General features: G+C 40.1%; 23 protein-coding genes. 13 read left to right on the forward strand and 10 right to left on the reverse strand.

What is annotated here, in order from left to right; genetic code table 11:
* The gene (gene rlmD, locus LCM09_RS18920) at window positions 1-1,386 is read left to right on the forward strand and encodes a 23S rRNA (uracil(1939)-C(5))-methyltransferase RlmD (RefSeq protein WP_224885056.1); all 1,386 of its coding nucleotides are present in this window, start codon (window positions 1-3) and stop codon (window positions 1,384-1,386) included.
* 301 nt (window positions 1,387-1,687) lie between these two features.
* Here rlmD and LCM09_RS18925 read toward each other — a convergent pair whose 3' ends face one another.
* The 5 genes from LCM09_RS18925 to LCM09_RS18945 form a co-directional block, all read right to left on the reverse strand.
* On the reverse strand, window positions 1,688-1,852 hold the full coding sequence (locus LCM09_RS18925; protein ID WP_224885058.1) for a hypothetical protein: 165 nt from the start codon (window positions 1,850-1,852) through the stop codon (window positions 1,688-1,690).
* Between the two features lie 84 nt (window positions 1,853-1,936).
* On the reverse strand, window positions 1,937-2,059 hold the full coding sequence (locus LCM09_RS18930) for a YfhE family protein (RefSeq protein WP_404800868.1): 123 nt from the start codon (window positions 2,057-2,059) through the stop codon (window positions 1,937-1,939).
* Window positions 2,060-2,146: 87 nt separating this feature from the next.
* Window positions 2,147-2,701 (reverse strand): GNAT family N-acetyltransferase, encoded by a 555-nt coding sequence (locus tag LCM09_RS18935; protein WP_224885062.1) that lies wholly within the window; start codon window positions 2,699-2,701, stop codon window positions 2,147-2,149.
* 219 nt (window positions 2,702-2,920) lie between these two features.
* A complete protein-coding gene (locus LCM09_RS18940; protein WP_224885064.1) occupies window positions 2,921-4,045 on the reverse strand; it encodes an amidohydrolase in 1,125 nt (374 codons plus the stop codon).
* A gap of 102 nt (window positions 4,046-4,147) precedes the next feature.
* Window positions 4,148-5,050 (reverse strand): TIGR01777 family oxidoreductase, encoded by a 903-nt coding sequence (locus LCM09_RS18945; protein WP_224885066.1) that lies wholly within the window; start codon window positions 5,048-5,050, stop codon window positions 4,148-4,150.
* A gap of 141 nt (window positions 5,051-5,191) precedes the next feature.
* Between LCM09_RS18945 and recX the strand changes: the two genes are divergently transcribed.
* A complete protein-coding gene (gene recX / locus LCM09_RS18950) occupies window positions 5,192-5,998 on the forward strand; it encodes a recombination regulator RecX (RefSeq protein ID WP_224885067.1) in 807 nt (268 codons plus the stop codon).
* On the opposite strand, the gene LCM09_RS18955 is transcribed toward recX, so the two are convergent.
* Window positions 5,985-6,656 (reverse strand): SDR family NAD(P)-dependent oxidoreductase, encoded by a 672-nt coding sequence (locus tag LCM09_RS18955; RefSeq protein WP_224885069.1) that lies wholly within the window; start codon window positions 6,654-6,656, stop codon window positions 5,985-5,987. The two genes, recX and LCM09_RS18955, sit on opposite strands and share 14 nt — an antisense overlap.
* A gap of 100 nt (window positions 6,657-6,756) precedes the next feature.
* Here LCM09_RS18955 and LCM09_RS18960 point away from each other — a divergent pair, with 100 nt between their 5' ends.
* A complete protein-coding gene (locus tag LCM09_RS18960) occupies window positions 6,757-7,077 on the forward strand; it encodes a YfhH family protein (RefSeq protein WP_224885072.1) in 321 nt (106 codons plus the stop codon).
* A gap of 21 nt (window positions 7,078-7,098) precedes the next feature.
* Here the strand turns inward: LCM09_RS18960 and LCM09_RS18965 are convergent, their stop codons facing one another.
* Entirely contained in the window at window positions 7,099-7,257 is a 159-nt protein-coding gene (locus LCM09_RS18965; RefSeq protein ID WP_224885074.1) for a YpzG family protein, read from the reverse strand.
* Window positions 7,258-7,285: 28 nt separating this feature from the next.
* Window positions 7,286-7,441, reverse strand: coding sequence for a small, acid-soluble spore protein K (gene sspK, locus LCM09_RS18970; protein ID WP_224885076.1), 156 nt, complete (start codon window positions 7,439-7,441; stop codon window positions 7,286-7,288).
* A 138-nt stretch (window positions 7,442-7,579) separates the two neighbouring features.
* Between sspK and LCM09_RS18975 the strand changes: the two genes are divergently transcribed.
* A complete protein-coding gene (locus tag LCM09_RS18975) occupies window positions 7,580-7,849 on the forward strand; it encodes a YfhJ family protein (protein WP_224885078.1) in 270 nt (89 codons plus the stop codon).
* A gap of 47 nt (window positions 7,850-7,896) precedes the next feature.
* On the opposite strand, the gene LCM09_RS18980 is transcribed toward LCM09_RS18975, so the two are convergent.
* Window positions 7,897-8,877 carry a metal-dependent hydrolase gene (locus LCM09_RS18980; RefSeq protein WP_224885079.1) on the reverse strand — a complete coding sequence of 327 codons (981 nt, stop codon included), beginning with the start codon at window positions 8,875-8,877 and terminating at the stop codon, window positions 7,897-7,899.
* Between the two features lie 212 nt (window positions 8,878-9,089).
* Here LCM09_RS18980 and mutY point away from each other — a divergent pair, with 212 nt between their 5' ends.
* Together mutY and LCM09_RS18990 are read left to right on the forward strand one after the other, a co-directional pair.
* Complete coding sequence (gene mutY, locus LCM09_RS18985; RefSeq protein ID WP_224885081.1) at window positions 9,090-10,181, forward strand: A/G-specific adenine glycosylase; 1,092 nt, start codon at window positions 9,090-9,092, stop codon at window positions 10,179-10,181.
* Window positions 10,182-10,186: 5 nt separating this feature from the next.
* Window positions 10,187-10,948: an SDR family NAD(P)-dependent oxidoreductase gene (locus LCM09_RS18990; RefSeq protein WP_224885083.1), complete on the forward strand. Its 762-nt coding sequence runs from the start codon at window positions 10,187-10,189 to the stop codon at window positions 10,946-10,948.
* 362 nt (window positions 10,949-11,310) lie between these two features.
* Here LCM09_RS18990 and LCM09_RS18995 read toward each other — a convergent pair whose 3' ends face one another.
* Window positions 11,311-11,511, reverse strand: coding sequence for a hypothetical protein (locus LCM09_RS18995; RefSeq protein ID WP_224885085.1), 201 nt, complete (start codon window positions 11,509-11,511; stop codon window positions 11,311-11,313).
* 158 nt (window positions 11,512-11,669) lie between these two features.
* Between LCM09_RS18995 and LCM09_RS19000 the strand changes: the two genes are divergently transcribed.
* From LCM09_RS19000 to LCM09_RS19030, 7 genes are all read left to right on the forward strand, one after another.
* On the forward strand, window positions 11,670-11,903 hold the full coding sequence (locus LCM09_RS19000; protein ID WP_224885087.1) for a gamma-type small acid-soluble spore protein: 234 nt from the start codon (window positions 11,670-11,672) through the stop codon (window positions 11,901-11,903).
* A 125-nt stretch (window positions 11,904-12,028) separates the two neighbouring features.
* Window positions 12,029-12,703, forward strand: a complete 675-nt coding sequence (locus LCM09_RS19005; protein ID WP_224885089.1) for an SOS response-associated peptidase — start codon at window positions 12,029-12,031, stop codon at window positions 12,701-12,703.
* Between the two features lie 97 nt (window positions 12,704-12,800).
* Complete coding sequence (locus tag LCM09_RS19010; RefSeq protein ID WP_224885091.1) at window positions 12,801-13,022, forward strand: hypothetical protein; 222 nt, start codon at window positions 12,801-12,803, stop codon at window positions 13,020-13,022.
* Window positions 13,023-13,221: 199 nt separating this feature from the next.
* A complete protein-coding gene (gene ntdP / locus LCM09_RS19015; protein ID WP_224885093.1) occupies window positions 13,222-13,749 on the forward strand; it encodes a nucleoside tri-diphosphate phosphatase in 528 nt (175 codons plus the stop codon).
* A 121-nt stretch (window positions 13,750-13,870) separates the two neighbouring features.
* Window positions 13,871-15,592: an ABC transporter ATP-binding protein gene (locus LCM09_RS19020; protein ID WP_224885095.1), complete on the forward strand. Its 1,722-nt coding sequence runs from the start codon at window positions 13,871-13,873 to the stop codon at window positions 15,590-15,592.
* A 186-nt stretch (window positions 15,593-15,778) separates the two neighbouring features.
* Complete coding sequence (locus tag LCM09_RS19025; RefSeq protein ID WP_224885097.1) at window positions 15,779-16,783, forward strand: ABC transporter ATP-binding protein; 1,005 nt, start codon at window positions 15,779-15,781, stop codon at window positions 16,781-16,783.
* Window positions 16,784-16,797: 14 nt separating this feature from the next.
* Window positions 16,798-17,778, forward strand: a complete 981-nt coding sequence (locus LCM09_RS19030; RefSeq protein WP_224885099.1) for an ABC transporter ATP-binding protein — start codon at window positions 16,798-16,800, stop codon at window positions 17,776-17,778.

A 17,778-nucleotide genomic window follows, 5' to 3' on the forward strand; every position in this document is an offset into this window, starting at 1 on the left:
TTGAAGAATAAAACAGAAGGGACGGCACTTGCTATAGGGCAAACCGTTCCTCTCACAATAAAAAGATTAGGCATTAATGGTGAAGGGGTCGGATTCTTTAAACGTACAGTCGTCTTTGTGCCAGGAGCTTTGCCGAATGAAGAAATCACTGCAGAAATTACGCGCGTTTTCCCAAACCGTGCAGAAGCAAGGGTCAAACGCTTAAGGAAAAAGTCCCCTGAACGGGTTACGCCTCCTTGTCCAGTATATGAAGAATGTGGTGGGTGTCAGCTTCAACATTTAAGTTACAAAGGGCAATTGAAAGAGAAAAGGGATGTAGTGGTTCAAGCATTCGAACGCTATACAAAAAATAATAAGAAGCTAACTGTCAATTCTGTAATAGGGATGGAAGACCCATGGGATTACAGGAATAAAAGTCAGCTTCAAGTAAGGAAACAAAAAGGTAAAGTGATTGCTGGACTATACGGAGCAGGCTCTCATGAACTTGTTGAGTTAACGAACTGTCTTGTGCAACACCCTGACACAAACCGTGTGACAAAGCAGGTCGTTAAGGTTTTAGAAGATCTCAACCTTTCAATTTATAATGGAAAGAAAGGCCTCATCCGAACAATAGTTACAAGAGTAGGGTTTGAAACGGGACAAATCCAGCTTGTTCTCGTAACGTCAGAAGAGAAAATACCTAGACAGTCACTATTAGTTAAGGAATTAAAAAAGAGACTCCCAGATGTTATCTCGATTATGCAGAACGTCAATGGTAAGAAGACATCACTTATATTTGGAGATGAAACAAACCTTCTTGATGGAGAAGAGGTTATTCAAGAATCCCTCGGTGATTTAAATTTTGAACTGTCAGCTCGAGCTTTTTTTCAATTAAATCCTATACAGACTGTGAAGTTATATGATGAAGTGAAAAAAGCCGCGAAGTTGTCAGGTCGTGAGAATGTAATCGATGCTTATTGTGGTGTAGGCACAATCGGATTATGGCTTGTAAACGATGCGAAAGAAGTAAGAGGAATGGACGTAATTGAAGAATCCATTGTTGATGCGAGAGAGAATGCAAAGAAACATGGGTTTGAAGGTAAGATGAAATACGAAGTAGGAAAAGCAGAAGACCTTGTACCGACATGGATCAAGAATGGATTCAAACCTGATGTTATCATTGTGGATCCACCTCGCACTGGTTGTGACGATAGATTGTTATCCACAATGGTAAAAGCAAAACCAGAGCGAATTGTTTACGTCTCTTGCAATCCATCCACATTAGCTAAAAATGCTGATTTTCTCGAGCGTAAGGGTTATGAGATAAGCTCTCTACAGCCGGTAGATATGTTTCCACAGACTGCTCACGTGGAGGTTGTAGCTGTTTTTCATAAAAAGAAGAAATAATACTGATGTTGCGATTCCACTTTTTATAGCGGAATCGTTTTCATTTTGTTTAGAAAGTCTGATTAAAGTAATCAACACTTTCCACAGAGTTATACACATGATAAAAGGTTATTTCACGCGTTATACACAAGTTTATACACATTATCCACAGTAGAGAGTGAAGAAATCCACATTGTAAATTGTTTATAAATTTTATTGAGCACAACGACATTTCCTGAAATTTATGCACATTGTTAACAACCTGTGGATAATATGTTTCCACAAAAGATAAAAAGGGACCTGTTGAGGTCCCTTTTATCAATTACTGCTGGTCTCTTTTTTCGCGTTGGTTAGCTTGTTTAGCTCTTTCAGCAGCTTTTTGGTCAGCAGCAAATTCGTTAGCGAATTCTGCATCTTGATTTTGAGCTTGTGCTGGGTTGTTTTGAGCCTGACGCTTGTTTTCTGCTTTGTTTGGACGTTTTGCCATTTGAAATCAGCTCCTGTGAGTAAGTTTGGAGAAGGGTTTCTCCACTCATTATAATGGTTTAAAACCGATCTAATTATTCATGGATTATCGTTTTTGTCCAGCACGATCTGCGCGTTTAAATTCTCTTCCAAACAATACGTCTTGTGTTTTTGTAAGCGACATTTTCGATTCTTTGTTTTCTCTGCCTTTTTTCTTATCCAAGCTCATCACTCATTTCCTATAGGATGGTACTAGCATTGCCATCAGGTATACATCTATACAGAATGGAAAACAAAAAAAGTTCCTAAAAAGGAACTAAGCTTCAAGCTGAACTTCAATTGTGTCTGTGCGATCGCGCATCGTATGCAATAGATAATTATCGCGCTCAATCTCATAAAGGTGGTAGGATTTTTCTCCACTATTGATCTGTTGAAATACATTCGGCCATTTGTCGTTTGCCAGGGCAACGTATGGGATTTTTTCAGCTGCTTTCTGAGAGCGCACATTGGCTTTATTTATACGAAGAAAAATCGTTTGAATTTGTTTTTCGAAAAAGAGCTCACTAAAAAACGCATCTTTAGCAAGTTGGTTATAACCCTTTCCGTGATAGGGCGTTCCAATCCAGGTGCCTAAAAAGCCTGCCTGGTTTTGGATATCAAATAAATTAATAGTTCCAATCGGTGTTCCCCATTCATCAAGAATTGTTCTTGAAATGAGTTCCCCTTGTTCCTCGGCTTCGATTGTTTGTTTTGTTAAAAACAAATATTCTTCATAGGAATTTGCTTTATGACGTACGAATGGGAAGACAGCTGGGTCAACCATCAAGTCAAAGAGAACATGACATTCCGACAGGTCACGATTTTTAATCATGAGTTTCCCTCCTGTCGAGGGCAGATTTCACCCCACCCTCGAATAATAGTATGTTGAATTATTATTCGGGGTGGGAATCGAACCCACTAGGACCAGTCACTTTGCTGGTGGCGCACCAATTGCCTTCCCATATCTAATTATGAAGTTTTATATAGTAGTTTATTTTAGCTTCAAAAGTATCATACTCGATTTGTTTGTAAATTGATACTGTAATTTTCATCAATTTTTATGAATAATTTTCCCATTTATCATCGTCCAATGAGGACGTGCTTCGAAATGAAAGGGATGATGTGACCATAAGACTAAATCTGCATCTTTTCCTTCCTCAATACTTCCGATACGATCGTCAACTCCCAAGCTTTTCGCAGGGTTAAGTGTGATACCTTCCAAAGCTTTTTCTTCACTTAATCCTTCTCTCACAGCTAGTGCAGCACAGATGTTCAAATATTGTATCGGGACATAAGGGTGATCTGTTGTAATGGAGACTTCAATTCCATGGTTATTTAGTATCCCATAAGTTGCCCATGTTTTATTTTTTAGTTCAATCTTTGAACGTCTTGTCATCGATGGGCCAACGGTGACACGTAGATTCTGTCCACTAAGTTCATCTGCGATGAGGTGTCCTTCTGTACAGTGCTCGATCCTTACATCTAAATTAAATTCTCGCGCAAATCGCAATGCAGTTAGAATATCATCGGCCCTATGAGCATGAATCCGAACTGGAATCTCTCTCTTTAATGCTGCGATGATGGGAGCAACTCTTGGATGCTCAGAAGGCTGAGATTTACTGGCATTGTAAAACGCTTCTCTCAATAGTCCCGTAATTCCCATCCGTGTAATCGATTCATTATTAGACTGACTATGGACTCTCTTAGGGTTCTCTCCTAATGCTACTTTAAGACCAGCAGTTTTCCGAACAATCATCTTCTCAACGTTTTTGCCGTACGTTTTCAATACTGTCGTCGTGCCACCAATAATATTTGAGCTTCCAGGCATAACTTGTACAGCTGTCACTCCGAATGAAATTGCGTCCTTAAACGCGACGTCAAGAGGGTTTACGCCATCTAATGCGCGAACATGTGGGGTAAGCGCTTCTACCGTTTCATTCGCATCATTACCTGCCCAACCAGTTCCTTCGTCATAGAGGCCAACATGTGTATGTGCATCGATTAATCCAGGAAGTAGATGAGACCCACTTCCGTCAACTACTGTCATTTCAGGCTCTTCCTCAATAGAAAGAGCCACTTTTTTGATTAAACCATCTTGTACAAGAACATCTGCTTGTTCAAGAATAGGGGCGCATATTGGGTAAACGCGTGCATTTTTAATTAGTATTGTCACCATTCATCACCTATTATCGTTAGTTAGAAACAAAGATACAGTAGCTACTATATTATAGGTACCGAAAACATGAATTAATACGGATTTGAAAAAAATCTGCTGGCATTAATCCAGCAGATTCTCTAACGCATCTTTCAGTTTTAGGTATCGGAAAGGGTAACCAAGTTCTTTCGCTTTCTGGGGAAGTACACATTGTCCTTTCAAGACGATACCACTCTTTTCACCAAGTGCGAGTTGAACAGGGGCTTCAGGTACAGGAACCCAGTGTGGCTTCTTAAGAACGTCTGCTAAGGTCCTTCCAAACTCGTTCATTCGTTTTGGTTCTGGTGCTGTGACGTTCAATGGTCCTTGGACGGAATCGTGATCGACAGCGAAACGTATCATGCCAACAACATCTTTGATATGGACCCAGGAATACCATTGCCTGCCATCACCTAATTTACCACCCATATAAAACTTATACGGAAGTGTCATGAGGGGAAGTGCGCCTTCTTCACCAAGAATGATTCCGAACCTAGTTAATACTGTCCGGACACCAAAATTCTGAGCTCGCATCGCTTCCTTTTCCCACTTATAGGTTACATCGGCTAGAAAATCAGATCCAGGAACCGTGTCGTTCTCCGTAAAAGATTTGTCTAGCGAAGATCCATAAAATCCCGTTGCAGAAGCATTCACAAGCACACGAGGTTTATGGTCCAGTTTTTCTATAATGGAAACGATTTCTCGTGTTGCAGAGATACGGCTGTCTAATATCTTTTGCTTCTTATCCTCTGTCCACCGACCGCTGTTGATGGACTCACCAGCAAGGTTAATGATGGCATTTAGATTTTGTAATTGTTTCTCAGGCTGTGCATCATCTTTAAGCCACTTAACATACGTGACACCTTCTTGAGCGGGCTTGTTTTCGGGGCTCCGGGTTAGAATAAACACTTTGTGTCCATCGTTCACAAATGATTCTGTAAGGGCATTCCCAACGAAACCAGTACCGCCAGCAATCGCTATGTTCATAACGTTGTTCCTCCTAAGGTTAATCCAATTCTTATAGTAGTTATTTCTTTACCCGTAAAGAGAATCCTTTAATCCAATGCTCTAAGTTCATACAATATTTTTGAAAATGATACAATATGGAGAAGAGAGGTGATCGTATTGGTGAAAATTACACGTATCACAACACAAAAGAAAAATAGTGAACGGTTTTCGATTTTTATAGATAAAGGAAATGGAGAAGAATTCGGGTTCGGAGTTGATCAAGATGTTTTAATTCGTTTTGGGCTTAGAAAAGGCATAGAACTAAATGAAGACACGCTCGATGACATTCAGTTTGAAGATCATATAAAGAAAGGCTTTAATTTGGCGTTGCATTATTTGTCATACCGCATGCGTTCAGAGAAAGAGATCAGTGATTATCTCTTAACAAAAGAGATTGAAGAGGAAGCTTTTCCTTCTATTATTAATAAACTGAAGCGCTACGGCTATGTGAATGACCTTGAATTTGCAAAAGCCTTTGTTCGAACCAAAATGAACGGACGTAATAAAGGTCCTTTCATTATCAATCAAGAGTTGTTTCAAAAAGGTGTATCTCCTGACACGATCGAAAAAGCTCTAGAAGAATATCCGTTTGAGCGTCAATACGATATCGCTTCAGAGTTAGCGGAGAAAAAAATGAATAAACTGAAAAGCGTATCTTCCACTGAACTAAGACAAAAAGTAGGACAAACTCTTACAGGTAAAGGATTTGAAAGAGAAGTTATACAAGAAGTAATGAATTCCATCGAAACGAACAAAGATAATGAAGAGGAGTGGGAGGCACTCCTACTTCAAGCCAAAAAAGCGGAACGCCGCTTCTCAAAATTAGATATGAAAGATTACAAATATAAGATGAAACAATTTTTGTACCGTAAAGGCTTCCCTTTTTCATTAATCAATCAGTATCTAGACGACTTTATCGATCAATAAAGATCTCAGGTTGGCCATCATCTTGATCTATGATTTGTTTCGCTTTTTCTGCAGGAGACTTTAATCGTGACGTGTCCTTGATGTGGTCGGTTGAAGACCAGAACGGAGTATCCATTCCTCCCATGTACACAGCGGTAGCACGAGCTCCAGTACCTTCGAGTTCCTTCCAGAGGCTTTCTGTGAAGCCTCTTATCGCATATTTTGATGCAACATATACCGTTTCATGTTTCTTTCCTTTAAGCCCAGCAGTTGAAATAATGTTCATAATTCGTCCATCAACTTGTTTCAATTCAGGTAAAAATAGCTTTGAGAGAAAAATGGTGCCTTTTACATTCGTATCAATCACGTTATGGATTGCATCTTCATCTATGTCTTCTAATTGGCCAAATGCTCCGGTACCGGCATTGTTTACAAGCATGTCGATCGACTGACCTTCGTTATGTAACTGTGTGAACAATCGCTTCGTGTCGTTGAAGTTCGAAACATCGCACGTATAGTAAGCGCAGGAATTTCCAGATTCTTTGATCGTGTTACATACATTCTGGAGCTTCTCTTTCGTGCGACCTATCAAAATAATATGATTACCTTGGCTTGCCCATATTTTTGCTAACTCAGCTCCGAGACCAGAGCCACCGCCAGTAATTACTATTGTTTTCATAATTAAACACCTCCTGTTATGTAAGCGTAGCATATCTTTGTCATACCTTGCGAAATGAACTATACTGAAGACATTAGGAACAGGATTTATGGAGGTTGTCATGGATAAACGTTTCAGCGAAATGAATAAAGAAGAATTACGAACAGCTATCGCGCAACTCAGTGAAAAAGCGAGAAGGGCTGAACAAATGGGAATGGTAAATGAATTTTCAGTGCACGAACGAAGAATTGCACTTGCTAAATCGTATTTATTGAATCCAGCGAATTATACACCCGGAGCTTCATATGAAATCGATGGAGACCCAGGGTCTACATTCGTGATCGATTACATGAACGGAACGTTTGCATGGGGGTTTCGTGAAGGGAACGAAACGATCGAAGCATTTCCTATTTCCATGTTAATAAAGAAAGAGCAGCAGTAAAGCTGCTCCTGCTTACATCTTTTATGATCGTTTGCGGGTTTGAATCTGCAAAACAATATCATTGTATGCCTGTTGTGTTTCTCCATTCACCTGATGGTGAGCATGTTTCGGATTAGCACTGGGTGATTGAAACGGATCTTTGTATTTTGGATGGAGCCTATCACGATTATCTTTACCCATAGTTTGCGCCTCCTATCGTATGTGAGAGTTAACCTTGTCGATTGTTGGTTTGATTAGAAGCTTTCATTCGCTCCTGAGGATGAGTGTTGGTCGTTCCATCTGCACGCTTTGAAGAAAATTCTTCTTTCGCGCGAGGTTCACCTGAGAATTTAAGGTCTGGAAACTTAGAGACCTTCTTACGCATATCAACGCCTCCCCTTTCGACAGTTTTATCTAAACAGGCACAATGTTAGTATGTGAAGAGGTTACATGCGTTATGTGAGAAGTAAAAAGAAGATGGAACGGAAACCGATGGAAACACACCATGAAAGGAGGATGCCTTATGGAAGATTTATTCGAAAGGCTTGCTCATAACTTACTCGAAAAGAATGACCAACTGTCTTATGGACAGGCAAGGACGATGGTTGAACTCCTTTGGGAAGATTTCGAATCGTCTAGAGCAAAGGCTGGTAGAGAATATAAAGGCATAGATGTCACAGAAAAAATCGTTAAGCAATGGATTGATTATTACGGTCCAGTCCTACACGATTTTATGGAGAATAACCCGAAATACAGAGGTTACTTTGGCGACGATCGAAGTATAAAGCATTAAATGATAAAAGAAACCGGCTGATTGTTCAGCCGGTTTTCATATGGCATTTAGTCTATAGCGGGATCTAGCTTCTTCCTAAGTGTATCTTCACTATAAACCCATCCAGTATAAGAACTTGTGATTTCTAATTGGTCTTCCAATTGCACAACTGCTACAAACGGGTAATGACCCTTACTACGGTATCTAAGGTCGATAAATCTTACTTCATAACCTTCATTCGTTTCTTCGATTTCCCATCTATAAACAGGAGAGAAAGAAAGAAAAGCACTCAAGTTTGGGTCTTCTTTTGCGGACTCCAGCACAGGTGTTTGAGGTACAGGAACTCTGTCAAATTCATCTTGGATGTGAATCGTCGTTCCTTCACCTCTTGCAACATAGAACTGTGTTTCAGACTTTATTGCAATGTGCCATCTGCTCCATCTGATCGTTGGTGAGACGATGACTTCGACAGCATCTGGGATTCGTTCTTTGACTGCATTGATGAGTTTTCGCTGTTCATATATTCGCCAGAAATAGTAAAGCACTAATATGCCATAGATGGTTAAGAAGGTATATCCTGGGTTCGCACCTATATACCATAATACTAATCCAGCTATATGACTTAGAAAGATAAATGGATCAAAAATGTTGATGACACCAAGAGCTACCCATCGATTGGAAAAGGGTCGTAACGCTTGGGTTCCATACGCATTAAAGATATCCACGAATACATGGATAAACACTGCTAAAAATGTCCATAGCCAGAGATGAAGTAAATTCGTTTCTGGGTAGAACAACATAATCCCACTACTGATCAATATTGGCCACAGTAAGATGGCTGGAATCGAATGTGTAATGCCTCTGTGATGTCGAATATATACAGCGTTGTTTTTTAACTTGAGCACGGTATCAAAATCTGGGGCCTGAGATCCAATCAGCGTTCCTATCAAAACGCTCTGAGCGGTGATGGGATCTTGTGCAATTGCTGCATCTAGCGTTGCCAGAGCTCCTAGCCCCAGTCCCATGACCACGTGTGTCCCAGTATCCATAGGGTAAAGATCCTCCTTAGTAAAGAACTTATGTCTTATCCTTCTTGAAAGAAAAGTAATGGTTCTATATACTCCTATACTTAGTTATACCCAATAATCGATTGTGTGAAAAGTTAAATGCTGTTTGGAAATGTTAAGTTACGATATTATATGTATTAATAAATCAATGAGGAAGTACAAAGGAATATTAAAGCGTATCGGAGAGTTGCTAGATGACTAACAATGTGACAGATCTTCTTCAGTCTTTTGAAGTAGAGGAATTTCAAAGAGACCTCATTAATTGGTTCAAAGATGAACAAAGAATATTACCATGGAGAGAAAATCAGGATCCATATCGCGTTTGGGTTTCAGAAATTATGCTACAACAAACGAGGGTTGATACTGTAATTCCGTATTTCAAAAACTTTGTAGAAAAATATCCTACGATAGAGGCTCTGGCGGAAGCCCCTCAAGATGAGGTGTTAAAAGCATGGGAAGGTTTAGGATATTATTCTAGGGCAAGAAACTTACAAAGTGCCGTGAGAGATGTTGCTGAAAATTACGGAGGCGTAGTGCCTGATGAACCTCGTGAGATATCTAAACTAAAAGGTGTCGGACCATACACTGCAGGAGCAATTTTGAGCATAGCTTATGGTGTGCCTGAACCTGCTGTAGACGGCAATGTGATGAGGGTTCTTTCAAGGATTCTCGGAATTTGGGAGGATATCGCAAAACCTTCAACGAGGAAAATTTTCGAAGAATTAATAAGAGAAATCATTTCTAAAAATGACCCTTCTTCTTTCAATCAGGGATTGATGGAGCTTGGTGCAATCATCTGTACACCTAAATCTCCTTCTTGCTTACTATGTCCAGTGCAGTCACACTGCAGAGCATTTCATGAAGGATCTCAAGAAGAGCTTCCAATAAAATCAAAGAAAAAAGCACCGAGACCAGTCACGATAGCCGTGGCAGTTCTTCAAGATGAGCAAGGAAGATACTTAATCAGGAAGCGCCCAGAAGAAGGATTGTTAGCAGGATTATGGGAGTTCGTGAATGTGGAGTTAACGGATGGTGAGTTAAAAGAACTGAAGCTAACGGAATACGTCAGCAAAGAATATGGCGGTCAAGTTAGTATACAGGATGAAATTCTAACCTTCACACACGTTTTTAGCCACATTAAGTGGTATTTAACGGTTTATAAAGGTACAGTGGATGGAATTATTGAAAATGAGACGGTTCGGTTTGTGGAAGAAAACGAACTTGAGCAATTTGCGTTTCCTGTTGCACATCAAAAAATCGTGAAAGATATCGAGAGGGGAGAATAGTCTGAATGGAATTAAATTTAAAAGGTCTTAATGTTTTGATTACCGGTGGCTCAAAAGGTATAGGGAAAGCGATAGCATCTGCTTTTTATTATGAGGGAGCAAATGTTGGAATTTGTGCCAGAAATCGTGATGAGCTTGAGGAAACAAAAGCGGAATTAAATAACAACATTGCAATTTTTGAAGCTGATATAACAGATGATCGGAAACGAGTACAGCTTATCGATTCTTTCTTATTAGAGTTTGGTTCTATCGATATCCTCGTGAATAACGCTGGTGGTAGTAGTGGAACAACGATTATGGAAACGGATGTTTACCAATTTCAAAAGGCAATGGAACTTAACTTCTATTCTGCCGTTCATTTAAGTCAGCTTGCAGCAAAAGAGATGCAGGAAAAGGGCTCTGGTTCAATCGTTAATATATCATCTATATTCGGTAGAGAGTCTGGTGGAAAGCCAACCTATAATAACGCCAAAGCTGCATTGATCAGTTTCACAAAAGCAATGGCTGATGAGGTTATACAATCAGGCGTTCGTGTGAATGGTGTTGCACCAGGAGCTATTCTACATCCTACAGGTAACTGGCAGAAAAGATTGGATGAAAATCCTGAGAAAATTAATGCTTTTGTTGAAAGTGAAATTCCAGGAGGAAGGTTTGGGACCCCTAAAGAAGTCGCTGATGCTGTCGTCTTCCTAGCATCAGAAAGAGCTTCGTGGATTTCCGGAGCTACATTAAATGTAGATGGAGGACAATCTAAATCAAACTTCTAGCAAAAAAACTTCCTGTAAGTGATACAGGAGTCAAGCTTGAACTTTAATTTGGTTCTCCCTATTCCGTAGGAGAATACAGCTTGCTTTCCTGCGGACGAACGCCCGAGCCTCCACGCGAAAAAACGTCGCTGTGGGGTCTCGGCCGCTCGTTCTTCCGCGGGAGTCAAGCTGTATTCACTCCTACTAGATTTGGATGAAACGAAACGGAACTCTCCGTCCTATTGAACGTTCTCTAAATTGTAAATAAACCTACATATTCATTAAACAACGGTTAAAAAGCAGCTTAAAGATAAAACAGAAAAACTGTCGAGATTTTCTCGACAGCCTAAACTTCCTGTAAATGATATAGGAAGTTTTTTTCTTTAAAGCTGCTCATTTCCTAAAAATGATAATCCTCCACGTTGTTCGATTTCTTTTATGATTTCTCTGTGGATCGCCACACCTTCACTGTTAAGATAAGGGGCGATTTGTTGCAAACTGTGGTGGAAGAAGGCAAGTTCACCATTTTCCCAATCACCTTTAGGCATCATGGATAACTCAGTCATATCTCGTTTATGATCCATCGATGAACCTCCTTTCTATCGTTAGGATGTAACAATGCTCAATGTGTTATTAAAAAAGGGTGTGGAAACGTGGGAAAACTATACTAAAAAATTTATGAGAATCCGTACATAACTAAATTATATCTGGATATTCTATTGTTTGTGGGAGGTGATAAGCCATGGAAAAGAAACCAGGACAAACACAAGCTGGTACAAGCATTCAACACGTGAAACAGCAAAACCAACAGAGCAAAGGTTCTGCTGGTCAAGCTAATCAGCAACAATACGGTGCTGAATTTGGTCAGGAAATGGGCGCTCAGCAAGCACAACAACAAGCACAACAACAAGCTCAGCAGCAAGCAAAAGCTCGTCAAGCTAAGCCTGCTCAAAACCCAAACCAGCAACAACAATAATTACTTCCCTAACGGGGCTGACTATGTCAGCCTCGTTTTCTCGTTATTCTATATTAATATAATAAAAAACATTAAAGGATTCCATATAGGTAAGGAAGAAAGAGTCATGATGGGAGGAGATCGATATGTGTGGACGTTTTTCATTAACTGCAGAGCTCGATGCATTGATTGAACGATTTCAAATCGATCAAGTAACAATAGATGATTATTCAGCACGATACAACATTGCCCCTTCTCAACAAGTTCCTACCATTATCAGAGCTTATGATGAGAATCGGTTAGGAACCCTTAAGTGGGGATTGATTCCGTTTTGGGCCAAAGATGCATCTATTTCGAATAAGTTAATCAATGCAAGAAGTGAAACTGCAGAGGAAAAGGCTAGTTTTAAGCATGCATTAAAAAAACGCAGGTGCGTTATCCTGTCTGATGGATTCTACGAGTGGAAAAAGGATAAAGATAGAAAAATCCCAATGAGAATACAAGTAAATAATGGCGAACCGTTTGCAATGGCTGGATTATGGGAACAGTGGAAAGACGGAGAGAAATCTATCTATACGTGCACGATTTTGACGACAGAGGCAAACGAATTGATGAAAAACATACATAACCGTATGCCGGTTATCTTACCGAAAGATAAGGAACATGACTGGCTAGATCCATCGGTTGAAGACTTCAATATTCTAAAAGATATCATGAAGCCATATCCTGATGATCAAATGAATGCGTATGAAGTTTCAAAGCTCGTTAATTCTCCAAAGAATGAGGATCCATCTTGTATCGTTCCGATAGAAGAGATTTGACAAAACTTCTTATTTCTCAACAGATATTGAGAAAGGAGATTTCTTTTTCCTATTGAATTCTTTGTTTTAGATAGTATGAATGGGAAGGAGAAATTGAATGGATCGATTCGATGAACTTATTCAATTGCAGCTTGAACTTGCCGACAAAATGATTCATACAAGAAATGAAATACAACAGATTGAAGAAAAGTTACAATCCACTGAGGTACAGGAGCCTAGCTCGCTAATGAAAAGGAAACAAGAGCTAGTTAGAATGGAAGAAGATTTCAACAATTTGATCACCGAAGTCATTTCGACGTTTGAAAAGACGTCAGTTTAAGGAGCTATAGGTAAAGTGCCATTCTTCTGAATGGCGCTTTTGTTTTAACTTTCGGAAGTTAAGCGTTATAATAGAAGGGAATTGACACGAACAGAAGCATGAAAATCTTTGTAGTGATCGGAAGGAAAGAAGGATGCTGTGAGTCTGCCTTATGAAAGGCATTCATCGTTTTCCGGAATTTCTTAGAAAGGAGAAGGAGATGAGTTTCCCAACGACCGGAACGAGAATTCAAATTCAAAGCTATAAACACCGTGGTACGTTACACAGAACATGGGAAGAGAGCATAGTACTTAAAGGGTCATCAAAAGAAATAATTGGGGGAAACGATCGTATTCTCGTCACTGAATCAGACGGTAGACAGTGGAGAACTCGTGAGCCAGCGATATGTTATTTTAGTGCAAACCACTGGTTCAATGTCATCGGTATGTTAAGGACTGACGGTATTTATTATTATTGCAACCTCGGTACACCGTTTACATACGATGAGGAGGCATTAAAATATATTGATTACGATCTTGATATAAAAATATATCCCGATATGACTTATAAACTTTTGGATGAGGACGAGTATGAAGCTCATAAGAAAGAAATGAATTATCCAGATGCGATCGACCATATCGTGAAAGAAAACGTAAAAGAGTTGATGAATTGGATTCACCAACGAAAAGGGCCGTTCGCACCAGGATTCGTAGATCAATGGTATGAACAATTTTTACAATATAGGTAAGAAAACCTGTTGAATTATTTTCAACAGGTTTTTGCATGATAGAAATGAGAACCTGTTGGCACAACGGTGCAAGGGGTAATGAAACAAAGGGTGATGTCATCTGGGTAGTATAAAAAGATATATGCGTTTTGTCAGACCTTATCGAAAGCAGATTGGAATTACGATCGGTATAGGGATATTGAAATTTGGGATTCCGCTATTACTTCCGTTAATTCTTAAGTATGTCATCGACGACATTATTAATGCTGATGGAATGACGAGCGGTGAGAAATATGAACAGTTACTGTGGTTAATGGGAGGTGCGTTCTTCCTATTTGTAATCGTAAGACCACCAGTAGAGTATTTCAGGCAGTATTTTGCACAATGGATTGGAAGTAAAATTCTTTATGATATTAGAGATAAGCTTTTCTCTCATATTCAGCAACTCAGTTTAAAGTTCTACTCAAACAATAAAGCTGGAGAGATTATTTCGAGGGTGATTCATGACGTTGAGCAAACGAAAACGTTCGTAATAACCGGGCTTATGAATGTATGGCTAGATATGATCACAATCGTAATCATTATTGTAATCTTGTCATTCATGAACGTATGGTTAACGGTTGCAGCAATTATTCTTTTACCATTGTATGGATTTGCAGTTAAATACTTTTATAAACGATTACGCGACTTAACGAAGAACCGGTCTCAGGCTCTTGCTGAAGTTCAGGGACATCTTCATGAACGCGTACAGGGAATGCCAGTTATTAGAAGTTTTGCTCTTGAAGATTATGAGCAAAAACAGTTTGATAAGAGAAATACAAATTTCCTTTCTCGTGCGATCGATCATACGAAATGGAATGCCAAAACGTTTGCGACCGTAAATACGATCACAGATGTGGCGCCACTTATCGTTATTGCATTTTCAGCATACCTCGTTATTTCTGGGGACCTAAAAATTGGTGAGATGGTAGCATTTGTAACCTATATGGATCGGTTGTATAACCCTCTTAGACGTTTGGTTAACTCTTCTACAACGCTTACTCAATCAATCGCTTCAATGGACCGAGTTTTTGAGTTTGTGGATGAGAAATACGATATCGTAGACCGTGAAGATGCACGGGAGTTAAAAAATGTTCGAGGCGATGTGAATTTTAGTGATGTCTACTTCAAATATAACGATGAAGATCTTCCGGTTTTAAAAGGGATCGATCTTCATGTCCGAGCTGGTGAAACCATCGCCCTTGTCGGTATGAGTGGTGGAGGGAAGTCTTCTCTTGTCAGTTTGATTCCGCGTTTCTACGATGTCACTGGCGGTAAAATCGAGATCGATGGTACTGATATTCGTGACTATCATGCAAGAAGTCTTAGAAATAACATAGGTATGGTACTTCAGGACAACATCTTATTTAGCGAATCCGTTCGTATGAACATTAAGATGGGAAATCCTGATGCTACAGAAGAAGAAGTGATCGCTGCAGCTAAAGCAGCAAATGCTCATGAATTTATTAAAGATCTTCCTCAAGGTTATGACACACCTGTCGGTGAACGAGGCGTTAAACTTTCAGGTGGACAGAAGCAAAGGGTTGCTATTGCAAGAGTATTCTTGAAGAACCCAGCTATTCTGATTTTAGATGAAGCAACTTCTGCACTCGACTTAGAAAGTGAGCACCTTATTCAAGAAGCGTTAGGTGATCTTGCGAAAGATCGGACAACTTTCATCGTTGCTCATAGATTGGCTACGATCACGCACGCTGATCGTATCGTTGTTGTAGAGAATGGTCAGATTTCAGAAATTGGAAACCATAGTGAATTAATGGAAAGGAAAGGCTCATATCATCAGCTATTCCAAGTACAAAACTTGTAGTTTTAACAAAAAAGCACCCAAACCGGGTGCTTTTTTTGTGTTCTGTTGCACATATTTGCGTAAAAGCGTCAAAAGATGACAGAAAATTTTTTATCTCTCATTGCCAAGTTTTCGAATTAATGTAATAATTATAAACAGATTTTAGTTTAATTAAAAAATTCTGAATTAGGTGAAAGGGGTGAGAGAGTGGAACAACCAGTGTTAAATGTCAGCGGGTTAGAAACTCACTTTTTTACCGATGATGGTGAGATTCCAGCAGTCGATTCTGTTGACTTTCATGTGAACAAAGGCGAAGTGCTGGGGATTGTAGGAGAGTCTGGGTCAGGGAAAAGCGTTACTTCCTTGTCGATCATGCAGCTTATTTCGGCACCCGGAAAAGTAGTCGGTGGCGAAATTTCTTATAAGGGCGAGAACCTCCTGTTAAAATCCGAGAAACAAATGAGGAAAATTCGAGGGAATGAAATCGGCATGATCTTTCAGGAACCGATGACGTCTCTTAATCCCGTTTTTAAAATTGGAAATCAGCTCGTAGAAGGAATCCGTATACATAAGAAATGGAACAAAAAGGATTCTTGGGCTCATGCGATTAAGTTTCTGAAGCTAGTTGGGCTACCAAGAGCTGAAGAACTTATGAATGAATATCCGCATCAGCTATCGGGCGGTATGAGGCAGCGGGTTATGATCGCGATGGCGATGGCATGTGAACCTGATGTTCTCATTGCAGATGAACCGACAACAGCCTTAGATGTAACGATTCAGGCACAGATTCTTGAATTGATGAAAAGACTCAATAACGAAACAAATACGTCCATTATCATGATCACACACGATCTTGGTGTTGTTGCAGAAATGTGCGATCGCATCGTGGTTATGTATTCTGGGAAAATCGTCGAACAAGGGACGACGAAAGAAATTTTTGAATCTCCAAAACATCCGTATACGATTGGTCTCATTGAATCTGTTCCTGACGTTCGGTCTAGGAAAGAGAGACTGTATTCGATTCCGGGCAACGTACCAAAACCAGGTTCAATTAAAACCGGGTGTCACTTTGCCCCTCGTTGTAAGTTTGCTTTTGACAAGTGTTTCGAGGAAACGCCGGAATTGATGGACGCAGGTCAGGGCCAATTAGCGAGATGTTGGCTACATGAAGATAAAGAGAAAGCAGCCTTATTAGAGAAAGTAGAAAGCTAAGGGGGGCACCTAATTTGCAGGAAGCATTGCTCGAAGTAAAACAGCTTAAGAAGCATTTCCCCATAGAAGGTGGCGTGCTTAAACAGCAGGTAGGTACTGTAAAAGCCGTTGACGGTGTATCGTTCAAGCTACATAAGGGAGAAACATTTGGGCTTGTTGGAGAAAGTGGTTGTGGGAAATCGACAACTGGAAGAATGCTCATGAGGCTTCTTGAACCAAGCGAAGGGGAAGTCCTGTTTAACGGGGAGAATATCTTGTCTCTAAACAAGAGCAAGATGAGACAGCTACGAAAAGATATTCAAATGGTTTTCCAAGATCCGTTCGCTTCACTTAATCCTCGGCATACCGTTGAGAAAATAATTGAAGAACCGCTTATCGTTCACGGGCTTGGTAACAAGTCTGAGCGAAAAAAACGTGTGAAAGAATTGTTAGACATTGTAGGGCTAAGTCCCTACCATGCGAGAAGATATCCGCACCAATTTAGTGGAGGACAGAGGCAGCGTATCGGAATTGCTCGAGCGCTTGCTGTGAACCCTAAATTAATTATTGCGGATGAACCAGTATCTGCTCTTGATGTGTCTATTCAAGCTCAAGTCTTAAATCTACTTGAAGATTTACAGAAAGAGCTTGGTCTCACATATTTATTTATCGCCCACGATCTTGGTGTTGTTCGTCACATCAGTGACAGGGTTGGCGTTATGTACCTAGGCCGGGTTGTTGAAATGGCCGATAGTGAAAAGCTTTATTTAGAACCAAAACATCCGTATACTCAGGCTCTTCTTTCAGCGGTACCAGTACCTGACCCTGAATATGGAAAGGATCGCGTTATTTTAAGTGGCGATGTTCCAAGTCCAGCGAAGCCACCTTCAGGGTGTCCGTTCCATACACGTTGTCCGAAAGCAATGGATGTGTGTAGCTCAGTCGTTCCGGAATTTAGGGAGGTTGAACAGGGGCATTATACTGCGTGCCATTTATATGAAGAAGACCAGGTATAA

Source organism: Guptibacillus algicola, assembly GCF_020171805.1.
Lineage (GTDB): Bacteria > Bacillota > Bacilli > Bacillales > Guptibacillaceae > Guptibacillus > Guptibacillus algicola.